The sequence below is a fragment of the Bradyrhizobium sp. USDA 4506 genome (genome assembly GCF_054058795.1).
This window is the reverse complement of the sequence record NZ_JBSSBM010000002.1, coordinates 8,619,683-8,635,820: the sequence shown is the minus strand read 5'-3', so window position 1 is coordinate 8,635,820 and position 16,138 is coordinate 8,619,683. Positions and strand designations below refer to the sequence as shown.

The 16,138-nt window shown below is 57.5% G+C and carries 11 protein-coding genes and 1 pseudogene; 4 read left to right on the top strand and 8 right to left on the bottom strand.

Translation table 11 applies throughout. From position 1 onward, the window contains the following. Positions 1-207: 207 nt before the first annotated feature. The gene (locus tag ACVIHF_RS42790; RefSeq protein ID WP_456793926.1) at positions 208-1,155 is read left to right on the top strand and encodes a S1/P1 nuclease; all 948 of its coding nucleotides are present in this window, start codon (positions 208-210) and stop codon (positions 1,153-1,155) included. 150 nt (positions 1,156-1,305) lie between these two features. On the opposite strand, the gene ACVIHF_RS42785 is transcribed toward ACVIHF_RS42790, so the two are convergent. The 6 genes and pseudogenes from ACVIHF_RS42785 to ACVIHF_RS42760 form a co-directional block, all read right to left on the bottom strand. Then, a complete protein-coding gene (locus tag ACVIHF_RS42785; protein ID WP_456793925.1) occupies positions 1,306-2,628 on the bottom strand; it encodes an amidohydrolase family protein in 1,323 nt (440 codons plus the stop codon). A gap of 159 nt (positions 2,629-2,787) precedes the next feature. Then, on the bottom strand, positions 2,788-3,681 hold the full coding sequence (locus ACVIHF_RS42780; protein ID WP_456793924.1) for an amino acid ABC transporter substrate-binding protein: 894 nt from the start codon (positions 3,679-3,681) through the stop codon (positions 2,788-2,790). 376 nt (positions 3,682-4,057) lie between these two features. Beyond that, positions 4,058-4,826 (bottom strand): annotated as a pseudogene (locus ACVIHF_RS42775) (amino acid ABC transporter ATP-binding protein). A 54-nt stretch (positions 4,827-4,880) separates the two neighbouring features. Then, positions 4,881-5,576: an amino acid ABC transporter permease gene (locus ACVIHF_RS42770; RefSeq protein WP_456793923.1), complete on the bottom strand. Its 696-nt coding sequence runs from the start codon at positions 5,574-5,576 to the stop codon at positions 4,881-4,883. After that, positions 5,573-6,364 (bottom strand): amino acid ABC transporter permease, encoded by a 792-nt coding sequence (locus ACVIHF_RS42765; RefSeq protein ID WP_456793922.1) that lies wholly within the window; start codon positions 6,362-6,364, stop codon positions 5,573-5,575. Before ACVIHF_RS42765 ends, ACVIHF_RS42770 begins: the two co-directional genes overlap by 4 nt. A 203-nt stretch (positions 6,365-6,567) precedes the next feature. Further along, the gene (locus ACVIHF_RS42760) at positions 6,568-7,728 is read right to left on the bottom strand and encodes an aminotransferase class V-fold PLP-dependent enzyme (RefSeq protein WP_456793921.1); all 1,161 of its coding nucleotides are present in this window, start codon (positions 7,726-7,728) and stop codon (positions 6,568-6,570) included. A gap of 204 nt (positions 7,729-7,932) precedes the next feature. Here ACVIHF_RS42760 and ACVIHF_RS42755 point away from each other — a divergent pair, with 204 nt between their 5' ends. Then, positions 7,933-8,730 (top strand): IclR family transcriptional regulator, encoded by a 798-nt coding sequence (locus ACVIHF_RS42755; RefSeq protein ID WP_456793920.1) that lies wholly within the window; start codon positions 7,933-7,935, stop codon positions 8,728-8,730. Positions 8,731-9,658: 928 nt separating this feature from the next. Here the strand turns inward: ACVIHF_RS42755 and ACVIHF_RS42750 are convergent. Continuing rightward, positions 9,659-9,898: a hypothetical protein gene (locus ACVIHF_RS42750; RefSeq protein WP_456793919.1), complete on the bottom strand. Its 240-nt coding sequence runs from the start codon at positions 9,896-9,898 to the stop codon at positions 9,659-9,661. Positions 9,899-10,425: 527 nt separating this feature from the next. Continuing rightward, the gene (locus ACVIHF_RS42745; protein WP_456793918.1) at positions 10,426-13,818 is read right to left on the bottom strand and encodes an autotransporter domain-containing protein; all 3,393 of its coding nucleotides are present in this window, start codon (positions 13,816-13,818) and stop codon (positions 10,426-10,428) included. Between the two features lie 72 nt (positions 13,819-13,890). Between ACVIHF_RS42745 and ACVIHF_RS42740 the strand changes: the two genes are divergently transcribed. Beyond that, positions 13,891-14,145, top strand: coding sequence for a hypothetical protein (locus ACVIHF_RS42740; protein ID WP_456793917.1), 255 nt, complete (start codon positions 13,891-13,893; stop codon positions 14,143-14,145). Between the two features lie 538 nt (positions 14,146-14,683). After that, positions 14,684-16,015: an MFS transporter gene (locus ACVIHF_RS42735; protein WP_456793916.1), complete on the top strand. Its 1,332-nt coding sequence runs from the start codon at positions 14,684-14,686 to the stop codon at positions 16,013-16,015. Positions 16,016-16,138: the final 123 nt, after the last annotated feature.

Sequence of the window (16,138 nt, the reverse complement as noted above, 5' to 3'; positions counted from 1 at the left end):
TGGCCTACGGTCTCTGCACACGCGCAACACTGTGCGCGATACGTCGCTGGAGTCCGTCGCAGCGCAACGACGGCGCCGCTTCATGGCGGCCGACGTGAACGTTGCAGAGCGTTGCTGTCCGTATCCCGTATGCATCAGCGTGTCATAGAGCTCTGATAAAAGATCGAATTGATTGTTACAACCTCTGGTGACAACGGAGACAAGCATATGCTTCGCGTGGTTTCTATCGGCTTTCTAGCTTTGGCTCTCGGCGTCGCGGCATCCCCGGCTCGTGCATGGTGGGACGAAGGGCACATGCAGATTGCATATCTGGCGTACAAGCGCCTCTCCGATCCCGCCCGCGACAAGGCCGACGTGTTGTTGAAGCTTAACAAGGATTACGCGAAATGGACCTCCGGCGCCGTCGACGACAAGACGGCGAAGATGTACGCTTTCGTCCATGCCGCGACGTGGGCCGACGATATCAAGACCAAGGAGTACGGCTACACACGCGACGCGGTCACCAGCCCGACGGCCGGCCAGAACATCGGCTATTCGGACCACAATCAACATGCCTACTGGCATTTCAAGGACATCGACTTCACGCCCGACGGCACGCCATTGCCCTCGGCGGCCCCGGTCGACTTCGTCACGCAACTCAATCTCATGATCGCAGCGCTGCCGGCATCCTCGGGCGCATCCGACGATTTGCGCTCGTACGACCTCGTCTGGATCCTTCATATCGTCGGCGACGCCCATCAGCCGCTGCACGCCGCCGCCCGCTACACGCAGCAGATCCCGAACGGAGACGCCGGCGGCAATGCGGAATCCGTGATACCTGCGAGTGGATCCAGCATGGCCCTGCACGCCTACTGGGACGCGATCTTCGGCGGTTACTCCTCGCCCTATGGCGCCATCTTCGACGCCGACGAGAAGGACGGGCTGTCGAGCGTCGTCGTCAACCAGGCCGAGGCCCAGATCACCGATCCCGCCGTCTGGGCTCAGGAAAGCGCGGAGCTGGCCAAGCAGTATGCCTATGCTCCGCCGACAAGCACGGGAAAGAATCCCGTTTTTCTGACGCGCGATTACGAGACGAACGCCAAAAATGTGGCCCGTGCCCGGGCAGCACTTGCCGCCGCCCGATTGGCCAACCTGATCGAGACGGCGCTCAAATAGATTTTCGTCGGACCCCGGGCAGGCGATGATCTGGAGGACCAGACCACGTTGAGACTTTTCGCAGCCATCGCCTTGTTCCGGATGATGACTGCGGGCCCTATGATGCCGGTCGTGGACGTCGACAAACTTTCAAAAGCGGCGGTCCGCCGTTCACGGCTGCGTCGTATCCTCCCGATGCGCTTTCCTAAAGAACTGAAGTGCGTTGCCGCGCATGATCCGGTCAATCAGGTCACGGGTGTCCTCAAGCGCGATCCAGCCTTCGGCGACCAATTGCGAGAGAGCTCGTGTGATTCCACGGCGCGCTACGCACGCATGGCCATAAATTGGCTCGACGGCGACATAGTCACCACCGAAGGTGAAGATCTTGTTGGACGGAACCGCCATCAAAAACTCCTTCAAAAATCGAGTGCCCGCCACCGGATTAATGATCCATGCCCAGCACATGTCGATCGCGGCGTTAGGATAATGTTTGGCCAGCGCGATAAACTCGTGCTCATAGGGGTAACCGATATGCATGAGTACAAATCGGGTTTCGGGAAAATCCTGTAGCAGACGGCAGACGTCTGCGGCATTGCTGCGAGTATGGGCGAGTTGCATCACGCCGTAGCCAGCCAAAACGCCGGTATGCAGTTTGACGGGCAAGCCGTACTCTCCAGCCTTGCCGACGCAATAGCGAAATAGATAGTCTTGCAACGCCTTGAGGTCCTCAGGACCAAGGGCGTGCAATGCGCCGGCTCTGTCGGCATGGTGGGGGAATAGCCTTGCGGCACGCGCCTTGGTGACCGGCTCGAAATCGAGTGCGCGGGAATAGGCAATTTGCGATTTTACAGCCACGGCTTTGGCGCCGTACGTTGCGAAATAAAAGTCGATAACCTCGAGCCATTCATCGAGCGTCGTCGGACGTCTGCCCGTCTCGGCTTCCACCCACGCAAAGTCAGCAGCACTACACCGGCACAATTGAAGGATGCTTATGTCGTGGTCGAGCAGCCCTGGCTGCTCGGTCTCCATAAAGATGCGCTGTAGCGAATTGACGTGGCATCCTTTGATGTTTGACAGGCCCAGAATGCGTGCGTAAAAACCCGGCTGAATGGTTTCGCGGTATTTCTCGGCGATGCGGGGCAAGCTTTCGGCGGTCAGGTCCTCTTCACCGTAAACGCCACGAAACGTATGGCGCAGCGCCTGGGCGTATCCGGTGTGGCGGATGCGTTCCCAATAGGGGGCGATCAGCCGATATTTTTCCTGGCTCGTAATGTCGGGTCCGAGGAACCCTCGCAGGTCGGTCGCTGGCAGGCCTGCAACCACCAGATCCTCGGCAGCATAGGATCTGAATAGATAGGCCCAGTCGTTGCATGGCAATGTTCGTGGATGGATCGTTCCGGAAAGGCGCTGACTTTCCTCGATCAGATGTTCATGGGTGTCCACAAATGGCGTCTCCTCGACCCATTGCGCGATTTGTCGATCCGCGCCTGTCATCGACTCCCACCCAACCGCTCCGCTTCTCATTTCGCGCTCCCTTTAGGTAACGACAGTTGCTTGCGTCCGCATTCACGATCACAACAAGCGTTGGACCATGCCGCAAGTCAGGTGTTGACGCCCCATCGCCGTGACGGCTTCGCCTCGCCGTGGGCAAGCTCAGTAATTGACGACATCACTAGGGTGGGCAACGCGCTCTTTAAGCGCATCGGTCATTGGGAGGTTCAGATTGATGTTTTTCGGCGGTATCGCAGCCACAAACCATTTGTCGTAGATTTTGGTGAACTCGCCGGAAGCCATGAGTTTGGAGAGAACGTCGTCGACTATCTTTTTGAAGTCGGAATCACCCTTCGGGAACATCAGGCCATAATAATAAATGGTGCCATAGTTAGCTTTCAGAAATATGAGGTCGGCTGGTTTCGAATAATCGGCCTTCATACCGGCCAAGAGAACGTCAGCTTCCACCCATGCCGCCACACGGCCGGTCGTGAGTAGCAGCAATGATTCCGCATGGTCTTTGGCTTGCGCGATAGTCAGGTTGAGATCGTCCTCCTGCGAGATGCCTTTGGCAATGCCGAGAGCATCGGAACCCTGAGTTACGACAACGGTTTTTCCCTTCAGATCTTTCGGTGTCTTGAGGCCGCTCGACGCCTTTGCGAGCCAAGCCGTTTGACTGGCGAAGGTTGAAACGCTGAATGAGACCTGTTCCAGACGCTGCTTATTGCTGGCAGTGCCACCGCACTCGATGTCAATCGTGCCATTCTGGATAAGTGGAATCCGGTTGGACGAGTTGACAGGCGCAAGCTTTGTCTGAAGGTCCGGCGTGCCGAGATCAACTTTCAGACGATCGACGACGTGCGCGCACAGGTCGAGGGAAAAACCAACAGGCTTCTGGTCAGCGCCAAGATAGGAAAAGGGTATCGAAGCTTCGCGATAACCAATGGTGATCACCTTTTTCGATTTGATGTTGTCAAGCGTTGGGCCCGCTTGGGCCGTGGAGATCACCATTACGGTGATCGCAGTCGCTGAAAGCAGTGCAAACACTTTAGCCATGGGAATTCCTCTGGTTCATATGAAACGCGCTTTTTGCGCCTTTGGTCTGGGCAACGCGTGCGTTGCCACGCGCCCCATGCGCGATCAGACATCGCCAAGGATTGACCACTTCCAACAGCTGGCGGACGCTTGGTTCCCGATATCCGGAAAGCATAAGATCCGCTCATTTCCGCTCCGCACATAAACCGGGCAGCAGTCGATCGTGGCTAAATGATAGGCCACGCGGCCGGTCTAACACTATATAAATGTCAGTTTGCGAGCGGTTTTATTTCGAAATCTGATAATTCGCTCAGACTCGCGGAGTCGATGGATTCGCCCTCGATCAAACTCTCGTTTTTGTCGTGGCTTTTCAGGGAAGACCGCGCGAGCCCCGACCTCAGTGAATGATCTGATTGAGGAAGGCCTTGGCGCGTTCCGTGTTCGGCGCGTGAAAGAAGGTGCTTGGATCGCCCTCTTCCACGATTGAGCCGCGGTCCATGAAGACCACACGATCCGCAACTTCGCGCGCAAAACCCATTTCGTGCGTGACGCAGACCATCGTCATCCCTTCCTGCGCGAGCTCAACTATGGTTTCGAGCACCTCTTTGACCATTTCCGGATCGAGGGCAGAAGTCGGCTCGTCGAAGAGCATGATCTTGGGCTGCATGCACAAGGCACGGGCTATAGCGACACGTTGTTGCTGACCGCCCGATAATTGCGCGGGATATTTCTTGGCCTGATCGTTGATCCGGACTTTCCTCAGCAGCACCATCGCCCGGGCATGCGCCTCAGGCCGAGCAAGGCCCCTGACCTTCATCGGAGCGAGCATGCAATTTTCGACCACCGAGAGATGCGGAAACAGGTTGAAGCTCTGAAAGACCATGCCGACTTCAGAGCGAACGTTGTTGATATCGCGATTCCGGTCTGTCAGCTCGATCCCATCGACGACTATTCGTCCGGAATCGTGTTTTTTCGATATGATTGATGCAACGGATGAGAGTCGACTTCCCGGAACCTGACGGCCCGCAGAGTACGATCTTTTCTCCTTTCGCAACGTTGAGGTTGATGTCGCTCAGGGCATTGAAGCTGCCGAACCGCTTGACGAGGTGCTCGACGACAACCATCGGGAACGAGTCGGCTGGGCCGACTGTGCGCACTTGTTGCATGCTGGTCTCCAGGTTGTAGCCCAGGGAACGACGGGCCATCAGCTAATCGATTCACTATCGATGGGCGCCCGCGACCGCGTACTTCTTGCGGAGCGAGGCGACGAGTTGGGACGCGGCGGAGCTTATGATGAGATAAACAACGGCTACCACGAGGTACATCTCGACGAGGCGACCATTGAGCTGTGCAAGCTTCGAGGCCGCACCAAGGAGATCAGTGAGCGATAGGACGTAAACGAGGGACGTATCCTGAAACAGAATAATGGTCTGGCTCAGTATGATCGGGCTGGCGACCCGAAACACCTGCGGAAGGATGACATGACGATACGTATCGAATGTCGATAGGGCGAGAGCCTGGCAAGCCTCGAATTGTCCTTTGTTCACTGCGCGCAACCCGACACGGATGATTTCCGAATAGTAGGCAGCTTCGAACAAGCCGAACGTGATGAACGCTGTATAGGTAGCGCCGACTGGAATCGGACGACCATTGCCTGACAGGTGCCCCAGAACGATGGGCGCCAAGAAGAAGAACCAAAACAGGACGAGGATGAGCGGAATCGATCGCATCAGGGCGACGTAGCTACGGACGAGCTGGCTCAGAATCCGGAGATCAAAGTGCTGCACGAGGGCAAAGAGCGTACCAAGAAACATTCCGACCAAGAAGGCGGCTGCCGTCAAGGAAAGCGAGAACAGCAAACCTGACCATAGATAGGGCCATGCCTGCACGACAATCGAGAAATCGAGACTGTTCATTTCACGACCTCCATACTGCCAGGCATTCGGCTTTCCAGCTTCACATCGTCAAAATCTGACCCGACGGCATCCTCGCTCGCTGCGCTACCGGGAATGCGCACCGCTTTGTCGATGAGCATCATCGTCTGGTACGCGATCAAAGCCAAAGAAAGATAGACGAGTGTGGCGGCACCGAATGCCGTGAAGGTTTGGAAAGTAGCATCGCTAATTTGTCGCGCCTGAGCGGTCAACTCCATCAAGCCGATGGTTAGAGCAACCGACGTATTTTTGTAGATGCCCATCACCTCGCTTGTCAGGCTTGGCACGATAAGGCGAAGTGCCTGCGGCAAGATGATATGGCGATACGTCAGATATCCGCTTAGGCCGAGTGCGGCAGCCGCTTCCTCTTGCCCGTTGGGTAAGGCCTCGATGCCTGCGCGAACCTGTTCTGCGATCCGCGCGGCGGTGTAGAGGCCCAGGCACCACAAAGCCGGAAAGAAAGATCCCCAAGGCGGAGGAATCTGCTTTATCCAGTCGCCCATGGTGGTTGGAAGAAGCTCGGGCAGGACGAAGTACCAGAGAAACATCTGCACGAGAACGGGGATGTTTCGAAAGATCTCCACGTACAACCGAGCTAAGGCCCGGAAGAAGGGGTTCTGCACAGTTCGACCTATGCCGACGACGACTCCGATTGCGAATGCAATCCACCAGCCGAAGAAGGCGAGCGCCAACGTCCAACCAAGACCCGAAAGAAGCCAGTCGATGTAACGCTGGCCATCCATGGTCTTTTCAAGAAGAACTCCGAACATCGCGAACCTCACGATTGCGGGTGTGCACGACGACCATGCTTCGCTGGGTCGCTCGTCGTGCGCGTTGTGCCGGCACTAATCGACCGCGTCACCTGAATGCGCGATCCTCTCCCTCAGCGTGCAGGCAAGCGGAAGGCCATGATCTTCGCGCTTGGCCACGTCCGCTCCGATGGCTTTTTCTCGAACTGCTCCCACGCCGATTCCTACGCAGCCTTGAATGACTTTTTTGACAGGCGTCCGCGGATGAGATGCATTAACCGATCCACATCGTTGATCGTGTTGAACATGCCGAACGATATACGAATGCCGTCTCGCTCGGGGGAAACACGCACGCCATTCTCCTCGAAGTAGCTGAGCCATTCTGTCGCGGGTAGCCCAACGACGTAGATGTGGGGCGATCGATGTTGCCGCTGACGCGGACCGATGAGACTGAGGCCGAGTTCGTCTAGCTGGGCGACCAGATGATCACCTAAATCGAAGCAATGGCTTTGAATGTTCTTCACGCCGATCTGCTCGATCATGTCGAGCGAGGCTCCGAGCGCAAGAATTGCAGGAAGATTGAAGTTGCCCAACTCGAAGCGTCGCGCGGTGGGAGACGATGCCAAGCGGTCGGGACGAGCGATAAGGTCGTGAGGAATCTCCGCCAAGCTAGCAGCTGCAAGATAGGCGGGCTCCAATTCCTTCAGAGTCTGGTCCCAATAGAGCAATCCGAGACCTTGAGGGACGAGCAATCCCTTGTGACTTCCGGAGCCCACGAAGGTTGCCTGGATGGCCTTCGCATCGATCGGAACGACCCCGATTGCCTGCATGACGTCGACGACGAAGTAGAGCTTCTTGTCCGCGCAAAGAGCGCCGATGCTCTCGATATCGAAGCGATGTCCGGCGTGGAACGTGACGTGCGACAACGAAATCGCGCGGGTCGTGTCGTCGATGTGGGGAATGAAAGCGTTGGCGTTTACGACATCCGTCATGGGAAGGAAGTCAATCCGGACGCCCTTCTTCTTCAAGTTGAGGAAAGCATAGGTGTTGTTTGGATGATCGCCATGGATCATCAAGACGCTATCACCAGCTCGCAGAGGCAACGCGTTCGCCGCGATGTTCATGCTTTCCGATGTGTTCTTCGTGAAGGCAATTTCGTCGGCCGACACCCCAAGGAAACGGGCTACTTTGACACGCGTTTGCTCAACCCGATCGAGCCAAACGCTTTTCGGTCCGGCTGTCTCCAAGCCTTCACGAAGAAAGGTTTCGATGGCGGCCATTACGGGGCGCGCGAGCGGCGCCTGAAAACCGGAGTCGAGGTAGATCATCCTTTCGGCTGCGGGAAACTCCTTGCGCACAGCTTCCACGTCGTAATGACGAGACATTCCCGCTCTCCCTTTCAAAACACGCCGCCCGCTGCGCCAAATTTGCGGGCTTGGCCGCAACCAGCCCGTGCTGTGCACAAAAGGCGATCAAGGTCCGACGACGCCAACGATATGAGCAACTCGGCGGCTGGTCCAACCTGTTTTTCATATTTTAGTAGCAATAGTTCCGAAAACTGATAATATCGTTGCCGGAGGGCATTCGCGATGGTGAAGCAAACAGAGACTGCTGGGCCCCTCGACCGGGCGCTCGCCATAGTTGGCCATGTCGCCAATCAAACAAAGGCCATCTCGGTCGCGGAGATCGCAAATGGCCTTTCGTTACCCGTTCCGACGGCGCATCGGCTTGTCGGAAATCTGGAAGAACGCGGCCTCCTTCAGAAAGCGCTTGGATCGAAGCGCTACGTGGTAGGCAATCAGTTGGTCATGCTGTCCGCCAAAGTCATCGGCGCAGCTTTTCGCACGGCGCGGCGGCACGCGGTGCTGCGGGCGGTTGCCGGCGAGATCGGCGAACAGTGCGAGATCGGCGTCGTGCGCGACAATGTCGTCACTTACGTTGACAGCGTGCGCGTGTCCCAACCACAGGGGCTTCAATTCAATCCCGGTGAGGCAGCTCCACTTCACTGCACCTCGACCGGAAAGATCTACATGAGCCGATTACCCGAGAGAGCGCGTGAAAAGTTATGCCGCTCACTCGCTTTGACACGGTACACTGACAATACCATCGTGGATTGCAAGACCCTCCTGAAGCTTCTCGAGGCCACGCGTCATCATGGGTGGGCCAAGACCAATGAGGAATACGTGAAGGGCGTCGTCGGCTGCGCGGTTCCTATCGTTTCTCCGGACCGAGAGTTGATAGCCTGTCTTGGTGTGTCGGTGCCCGCGGCACGAGTCAGCTTTGCAGAGCTTGACCGTTTCATTCCTCCACTTCAAAGAGCCGCCGTGCTCCTGTCGCAAACCATCCTTCAAACGGAGAGCGAGGACGAAACGCTTGAGGATACTTGAGGAAAAGGATCCATCTGCTCCGCTCCTTCTGGCCAGGAGAAAGAGCTTGGATCTCTCGGAAACGAATCATCGTGTGCTTCGGCAAGTCGTTGCGGCAAGATCCTCGAGCGTCCACAAGGCCTGATCCATCAGCGCTACGAACTGCGCCGCAGCGCCACCATCATACCTATGTGTAGATCTACAAACAGGACCTGTAACATTGAGACGATGTCGGACAGGTTGCTCTGACGGCCACGGAAAATGTAAAGATCGCCACCGAGGCGCCAATTGAGCGCACGTTCCTTATTTGCTGGACAAATTGCTGTCGGAGGTGAGCCAAGGCCATCCGAGCAACGGCTTCAGTGGAGGAAAGGACAAAGAGGCATGCGCGAACTGCACAACACTCATTTCGTTATCGACGCTCGTTGCTCGTCAGAGAACCGCTCGCTTCCCGCCCGGCTGTGATGAAGTTAATGATCGACTTGGCTACGCTGAGAAACCCGGAGAGAATGCCAGCAATCGCCGCTGCGGCTGTGGCGTTTTCTCCGGCGCGATAACCAGTCGCAAATAGCGGGAGGGCGATCGCGCGAGTACTCTAAAGGGCCCGACCACTCTCCTTGAAACGGCTCATGGATCGCAATTCCTTTGCGCGTCGCGATCTCCTCCAAGGCCGCAATGTAGGGATACTCGTCTAGCAATCGTGTTGGCAACGCTGCTTCCTTCGGAACACAATTCACCGTTGTTGAGGTGACTGGGGACGAAACGAAAACCAGATTTGGGGCTAAGCCGAGCCAGGCCATGACATTGGTCCTCTCTGCCGTTCCGCAGGGCTGGGACCGCAGAGGTGTTGGATCTCGCATTGACGGTTGGGCAGCAGCGGATGTTTGAGGAACTTTGTCTCAAGCCGGGTGACATTTACCGACCGGAAAGGTAAGTCGAGTTCGCGCCTCTACGTACGCCGTTCGCTCTCAGCATTGTTCACTGCTCTGAGCCGCTCCGCGATGTAGTGAGGGATTTCGCCAATCTCGGCCTGTAGGTCAGCTTCCGAAATACCCTGCCCGCTGGCGGCTTCGAGAAGGCGTTCGGTGAGTTCAGTCACATCTTGAGACGCGCCAGCCGTTCTATATTGCTCGACGGCGTGAACGCTGTTCTGGATCCAAAAATCGACGAACTCACGGGCCTTGCTCATCGGTCTTTTCCCTCGCGCCGCTCACCCAATAGCGTTAGCGCCAGGGACCAGATAGAGCAAGGCCGCAACTCGAGTCCAGAGGTGAGTCTGGCTCTCAGCTCCGAAGGGAATCTAGTTCCCACCGGCTGATCAAGGTCGTCCGCAATGACGCTGGACGAAAAAATCACATAAGCGCAGCGCCATGTTAGCGCCTCGCTTACACCGGCTTCACGGGGAGGACTTTCCGCCGCGGCCGTTCTGGTCTGCCCCTAAGTCGGACGAGAAATCGGAGTGCTCGGCGAAGCTGGCGCTCGATCGCGCCGGACGCTTGAGGCGCGTAAGACGATGTCAGATAGATTGTCAGCGCTGACAAAAAAGCTGCTTGATCTTCAGCGAACTCGCTCAGACATCGCGCATAGACGCCGGCGCCGGCGTTCTGGCAGACCAGGCTCGATCGCCGGCGCCAGGTGCTTGTCCACGAGATGTGGATCGAAACCAACATGGCTCCATTGCGCGTGCGCCGATCCAAAATCGACTGACCATGCGTGTCAGAACTTCACGTTGAAGGTGGCATTCAGTCCGTTCTGGGTAATGCCTGAACCGAACTGGCCCTGGTATGCGATACCAAGGGTGCTGTTGCTCGAAAGCTGAAGGTCAAGACCGGATCCGACGAGTGCCACATCCTTGCCAACGGATATACCCGAAGCTGCAAAAGCGCTGGAACCAGCAGCAAAGCTGGCTGTCGAAAACGGAATGAGGTCACCAACAGCATGACGCCAGCCAATATCGGCTCGCGCAGTCGTGGCTATCTGACTAAGTTGAAAACGTGTGGTCGCGTAGACGCCGAGCGTGGAAAGCGTCGTATCCATCGTGTTAGCGTAAATATCAAGCGCCGCCCCGTTCAATCCCCTCTCGCTCAAGCCATCCGTCGCGACACGAACATGGGCGAGATTGGCATAGGGCTCGATTATGGAATACTTGCCGAGATGGACTTTATAGCCCAATTCTCCAAAGATCTGGAAAGTGCCCGCGTCGTAGTCCGAGATCAGATTGTCGTTGACCCCCGGAAACCTTACGTTGCGGCTCATCTCAAGATCGTGCCATGTGTAGGCAATGCCTGAGCGGAAGGCGATGGCTCCTTCGGGCACGGTCCACTCGGTGCCGGCATAGGTCCCGAACGTGTAATTATCGCTGCGGCCTGACGAAGAAGCAGCGCCAGCCTTGAAAGTGGAACGGCTGTAGCCCGCAAGAACACCGAAGCGCCAGTCATCAAATATCGACGTGTCGATACCGGTCATAAAGCCGCTGATCGTGGATCTCGTGCTTGCGGCATTGCTGTCACCTGATTGGGTCGTCCAGCCGCCAAAAGCAGAAGTCCACGCGGCATAACCCTGCAGGTCGGAGGATGGCAGGCCCAAGGTGGCCGGGGCGACCGCAGAGGTTGAATTGCCGCCTCGCCCCTGCTCAGGACCATACCCCATCACCGCCATCGGTGATGATGGCGCCCCGCCAAACGCCTGTTCGAGACGATTGTAAACTGCCGATCGCGCATAGAAGCTGTCGTTGACACGTCTGCCCTGCTCCGACGCATAGGCGGACGGCGAAAGCTGACGCAGCGCAGATGTCACCGCCGTGCCGTCTGATGCGGAGAAGTCGAGTGCCGCGACGAGCGGGTGCAGCCCCAACGCAGCGTGGCCGGCGACTTGATCGAGCGCCGCGCCCACCTGGCGGCTGTTGGCATCGGCCCCATATCGCGAGTAAGCATCGGCTGATCGGGAGAGTGTCAACGCATAGGTGTTGTCGCCCTCGGCAGTAGCGCTCGCCAGCAAGGTCGGCGATTGCAGCGATGTCGCCACGTTGGCGAACGAGCCGGTGAGATTTGTCGCGTTCAGCCACTGATTGGACGAGAAGCTAAAGCCACTGCCATACCAACCGCGCTGCGGGGTGATCGTGAGCGTGCCGTCGAGCGTCGCATTGCCGTTCACTACCAGGCGGCTGAACGCACCGCTATCATTCAACGCGACCTGCAAGCGACCGGTCGAGGTCTGCAGATAGTCGCCTTTCACTTTTATGCTGTTGTCAACACCACCGATAAGCGGCGCGACCGAACCGCTATTGGCGAAGCGGCCGTCAGCACTGAGCAGATAACTGCCATTGCCGGACAAGGTCGCGCCTTGCGCGACAGTTGCGTCATACACTTCGTGATTGCCGGTAAACAACGTGACGCCACCCGACCACTGCAGCGACAGGTTGCGCCCAACGATATTCCCTTCATAGCGGGTTGCAAAGCTTGCGTCGGGCTGCTCCGTTGAGTGCCCGTCCGCATCAGGCGTCATGCCGAATGTCAATCTGGTCAGGCGTGGAGCACCGTTCGGGTCAAGCTGGGCGTAATCAGACAGGATGTCCCCTGACAGCGTTGCGCCACGCATCACATTGATCTCGCCGACATAACCATTGTTCGACATGTAAATCGCTGCATGACTGCCAGCCAGTCGCCCGGTCAGATCGAACGCGCTGACGAGCGGGCCGTCGATTTCGTTCAGCATCGGGGCCGCGTGATCGCCAATCGTGCGAATATATGAACCACGGTATTCGCGGTCATTCCCCATCACATTGTTGCCAAAATCGAAACTTGCTGCGATGCCCTGCTCGCCGAGCGCCTGCACGCTTCCGCGCTGAGTAAACGTGTGATCCTTGCCATAAGCGAACATGACGCCGCGCCCATAGGCGCCGTCGGCGTATACGCTAGTCCCAGGCGGGACTATGATCTGATTGTTTTCGCCATCGACGCGGATGCCAGCGCTCCCTGCGCCTTTCGAAAGCAGGTCGGCACGCTGGACCACAGTATTGCCGCTGCCATAGACGTGTAGCCCAAGTCCGAGCGTAGCCGTATTGTACGTATTTGGCAGATAGGAGGTACCGTCAGCATTACGAGCGAAGAAGGGATTGTCGTTGACCAGATTCTGACCATTGCCGTAGATGGAGTAACCGAAGTGATTGCGCCGATCGATGCCGTAGCCCATATCCTGAAACGCGGCGATCTCCGCCTCCATCGGGGCGGTGTAGTTCCGGTATCTCTGGTGGCTCATCAGGCTGTTCTTAAGCTCGCTATGCGAGACGAAGGGTATATCACGCCGTTGACCATGCTCGTCCATCACTCGCACCGGAATACCTGGCATGGCACCGGCCAGCACCTCACTCACATGCTTCCCGGCGAAATAGCCCCGATCGCGGCGCAGGTCGAAAACGTCATCAGCTGGCTGGTTCGTGCAGACGGAGCAATAGATCGTCTGTCCAGGCTTGGCTTGTTTGCCATTGTCGTCGTGCAAATGCTCCGTCCAGGCATTTATCTTTTCAGGGAAAAACGTTGATATCGCCCCAGGGAAGTACGGAGATGGTTCATAGCTGATAGTGCTGAGCATACCGTGCGCATGGCCGAGCTCATGGATCACTACGGGTGTAAGACCAATGTTTGGAGTCGTCGGCAATTGCGAGGGGATGTATGCTTCGGATGAAAACCCCATCTGGCCAATTGTAACCATCCCATGCGCGCCGTATTGCAGCTCGCCAGGATCCTGGCCCGTGAGTGCCGCCTGCACCTTGGTGCCACCACCGGGGGACATACCACTATAGGCAAATGCGTTTTCCTCGCTATTCGCACCGAAGTTGACAATGGCCGGCGCTTGACCCGGTGTAGCCTTGATGATTTCCGCCCAATATCGAATCGCCGCCAGTGAATGATCTATTTCCGATTGCGACAAATTACGCGTTGAACCCTTGTCACCTTCCCAATAGGGGCCGTCACCGGGACCGAATATCTGCGCTCGCATGAAGGGCAGGCCGTTCGTGTCTGTGACATCGAAAGTTTCAACGGCCCTACTGGGCGAAGCCAGCAACGCATTAACCGCAAGTACGATGGTCGCAACTGTCTTCGTCTTCATACTACACATTCTATTCGAGGCATTGATTGCAGGCGTGCTTTGCCATCCAACTTCGAGCGCGGGTGCACGCAGATGCGCGAGCAAAGCACGGCCGCCGTTGGTCAGACATCAGCCGCGCAGTTCGCGTGCCATAACCTGACGGCAGCACTTCAAGACGAACGGAAGATTATTTCCCTGGGTGGCCTTGATGAAACCAAGTCCACTCAAGGAGGCGTGCCCATTGCTGGTGACTTAGATTTCAAATTCCTGGAGCTCAGAACTAGAGCACCACGCTTGCATTTGCGCTCCGCCGAGCCGCTGCTCGCCAGACCGAAGACGACCCCCTGATGCCTGCGGCAATGCGAACTCCTATTGTCTATTGATCGCACGAAGATCCTGCATTCTGCAGCGGACCAATCCCGACAGGGCCGGCAGCCGCGCGCAACTAACAAGCAGGGGAGCAAAAGCCGGGCCAAACCGCCTGATGCGTCCGCCCACGTGCAATCAGCTGGCCGCAGCATCCACGCGCGGCGGCCGTTTTATGCGGGCGCCGCCTGTTCGGCGCCCGCCAATCTTGTCGTGAACCCGCCATTGCACAGGAGCATAACGACGGACCGACCCGACAACTTGCAGCGCGTTCCTTTATTCGTCTTTGCTTGCGATTGCCGCGATCAGTTCAAGGTTTGAATGGGGCTGCAGTAGACAGGCATTTTTATTGCACTCATCGCCATGAGCTCGTCCTGCCATGCGTGAGGCAGATGTGGAGCAGCGGGGCGCGTGGCCGGTCACCTCAAGTTAGACGACATGTAACGCAAGTGGAATGCAACGCGCGCGCTGTCTGATCGAAATGTTCAGGCCAGCGATTACGCTTCAGAACGGATCGAGTATGGCCGCGCAATTGGCTCGCAAGAAGCCGCAGCCGGTCTTCGTTCCGGCAGACGAGCGCTTGACCGGCCGCGCCGTGTGGGGCGCAACCATCGGCAATATTCTCGAATTCTACGACTTCGCGACCTATAGCTTTTTCGCTATCCAGATCGGTCAAGCGTTCTTCCCGGCAAGCGACCCGTTCGCCAGCCTCATGCTGTCGCTCGCAACCTTCGGCGCGGGTTTTGTGACCAGACCGATCGGGGCCATCCTGCTCGGCTCGTACTCGGATCGGGCCGGCCGCCGGCCCGCGATGACCGCCAGCTTTGCAATGATGAGTACTGCGATCCTTGTGTTGGCGGTTACGCCCTCGTACGAGACAATAGGAATCGCCGCTCCGTTGCTGGTCATTTTTGCACGTTTGGTGCAGGGCTTTGCGCTCGGCGGTGAGGTTGGTCCGACGACCGCCTATTTGCTGGAAGCGGCCCCGGCCGAACGGCGCGGTCTTGCTGTTTCGTTTCAGCCTGCCAGTCAACAGATCGCCGCGACGGCCGGCGCGTTGGTCGGAGAAATACTCTCCCTCACCCTGACAAGCGAGGCACTCAATGCGTACGGATGGCGGGTTGCACTTTTGCTCGGCGCCGCCACGCTGCCGTTCGGGCTCTGGTTGCGGAGCGCCCTGCCCGAAACGTTGCACTGCCCCGAAGAGCCGGTTTCCAGCGTTCAGCCCGTAAGGAGGTCGGTTGCCGCTCGCCGCATCGTGGGCTTGGGATTTGTAATCTTGGCCAGTTGCACGATCGTCACCTATGTCACGGGATATATGACCACCTATGCGCTGAACACCCTGCAAGTTTCCGCGCCTCTCGCCTTTGGCGCCACGCTCATCAGCAATACGGTAGGAATTGCTGCCGCACTGCTGGGCGGCTGGCTCGCAGACCGCGCGGGCCGCCGGCACGTCATGATTTGGCCGCAGGTCGCTGCGTTGCTGATGACCTATCCGGTGTTCTTCTGGATCTCAGAGAGCCGCAGTGCCCTCGCACTTCTCGGAGGCCTCGGCGCGCTCACCCTGATCGGAACGATCCCGTATAGCGCTTTCTATGTGAGCATGGCCGAAGGTTTGCCCAAGAACATTCGAGGTGGCACCTTCGCGACGATCTACGCTTTCGCAATAGCGATCTTCGGAGGCACAGCTCAACCACTCGTCACCTGGCTGATCCACCTGACCGGGAGCGCGCTGGCGCCCGCCTGGTATATGCTCGTCGCTAGCGCGGCGGGGCTCTGTGCCATGCTTATGATGCCCGAGACCGCACCGCTCAAAATTCAGTGGGCCGTGAATAAGAAAGACCCGCCATAGCGCTGGACAATGTGATCATGGGCTACTTCCGGAGGATATCGCGCGCCGCCCACGGGGCCCGGCAAGAATCTAGGTCGCCGCCTTTGGATGCAATGACAGTAAGTGCCGCAACGAGAGGGTTGT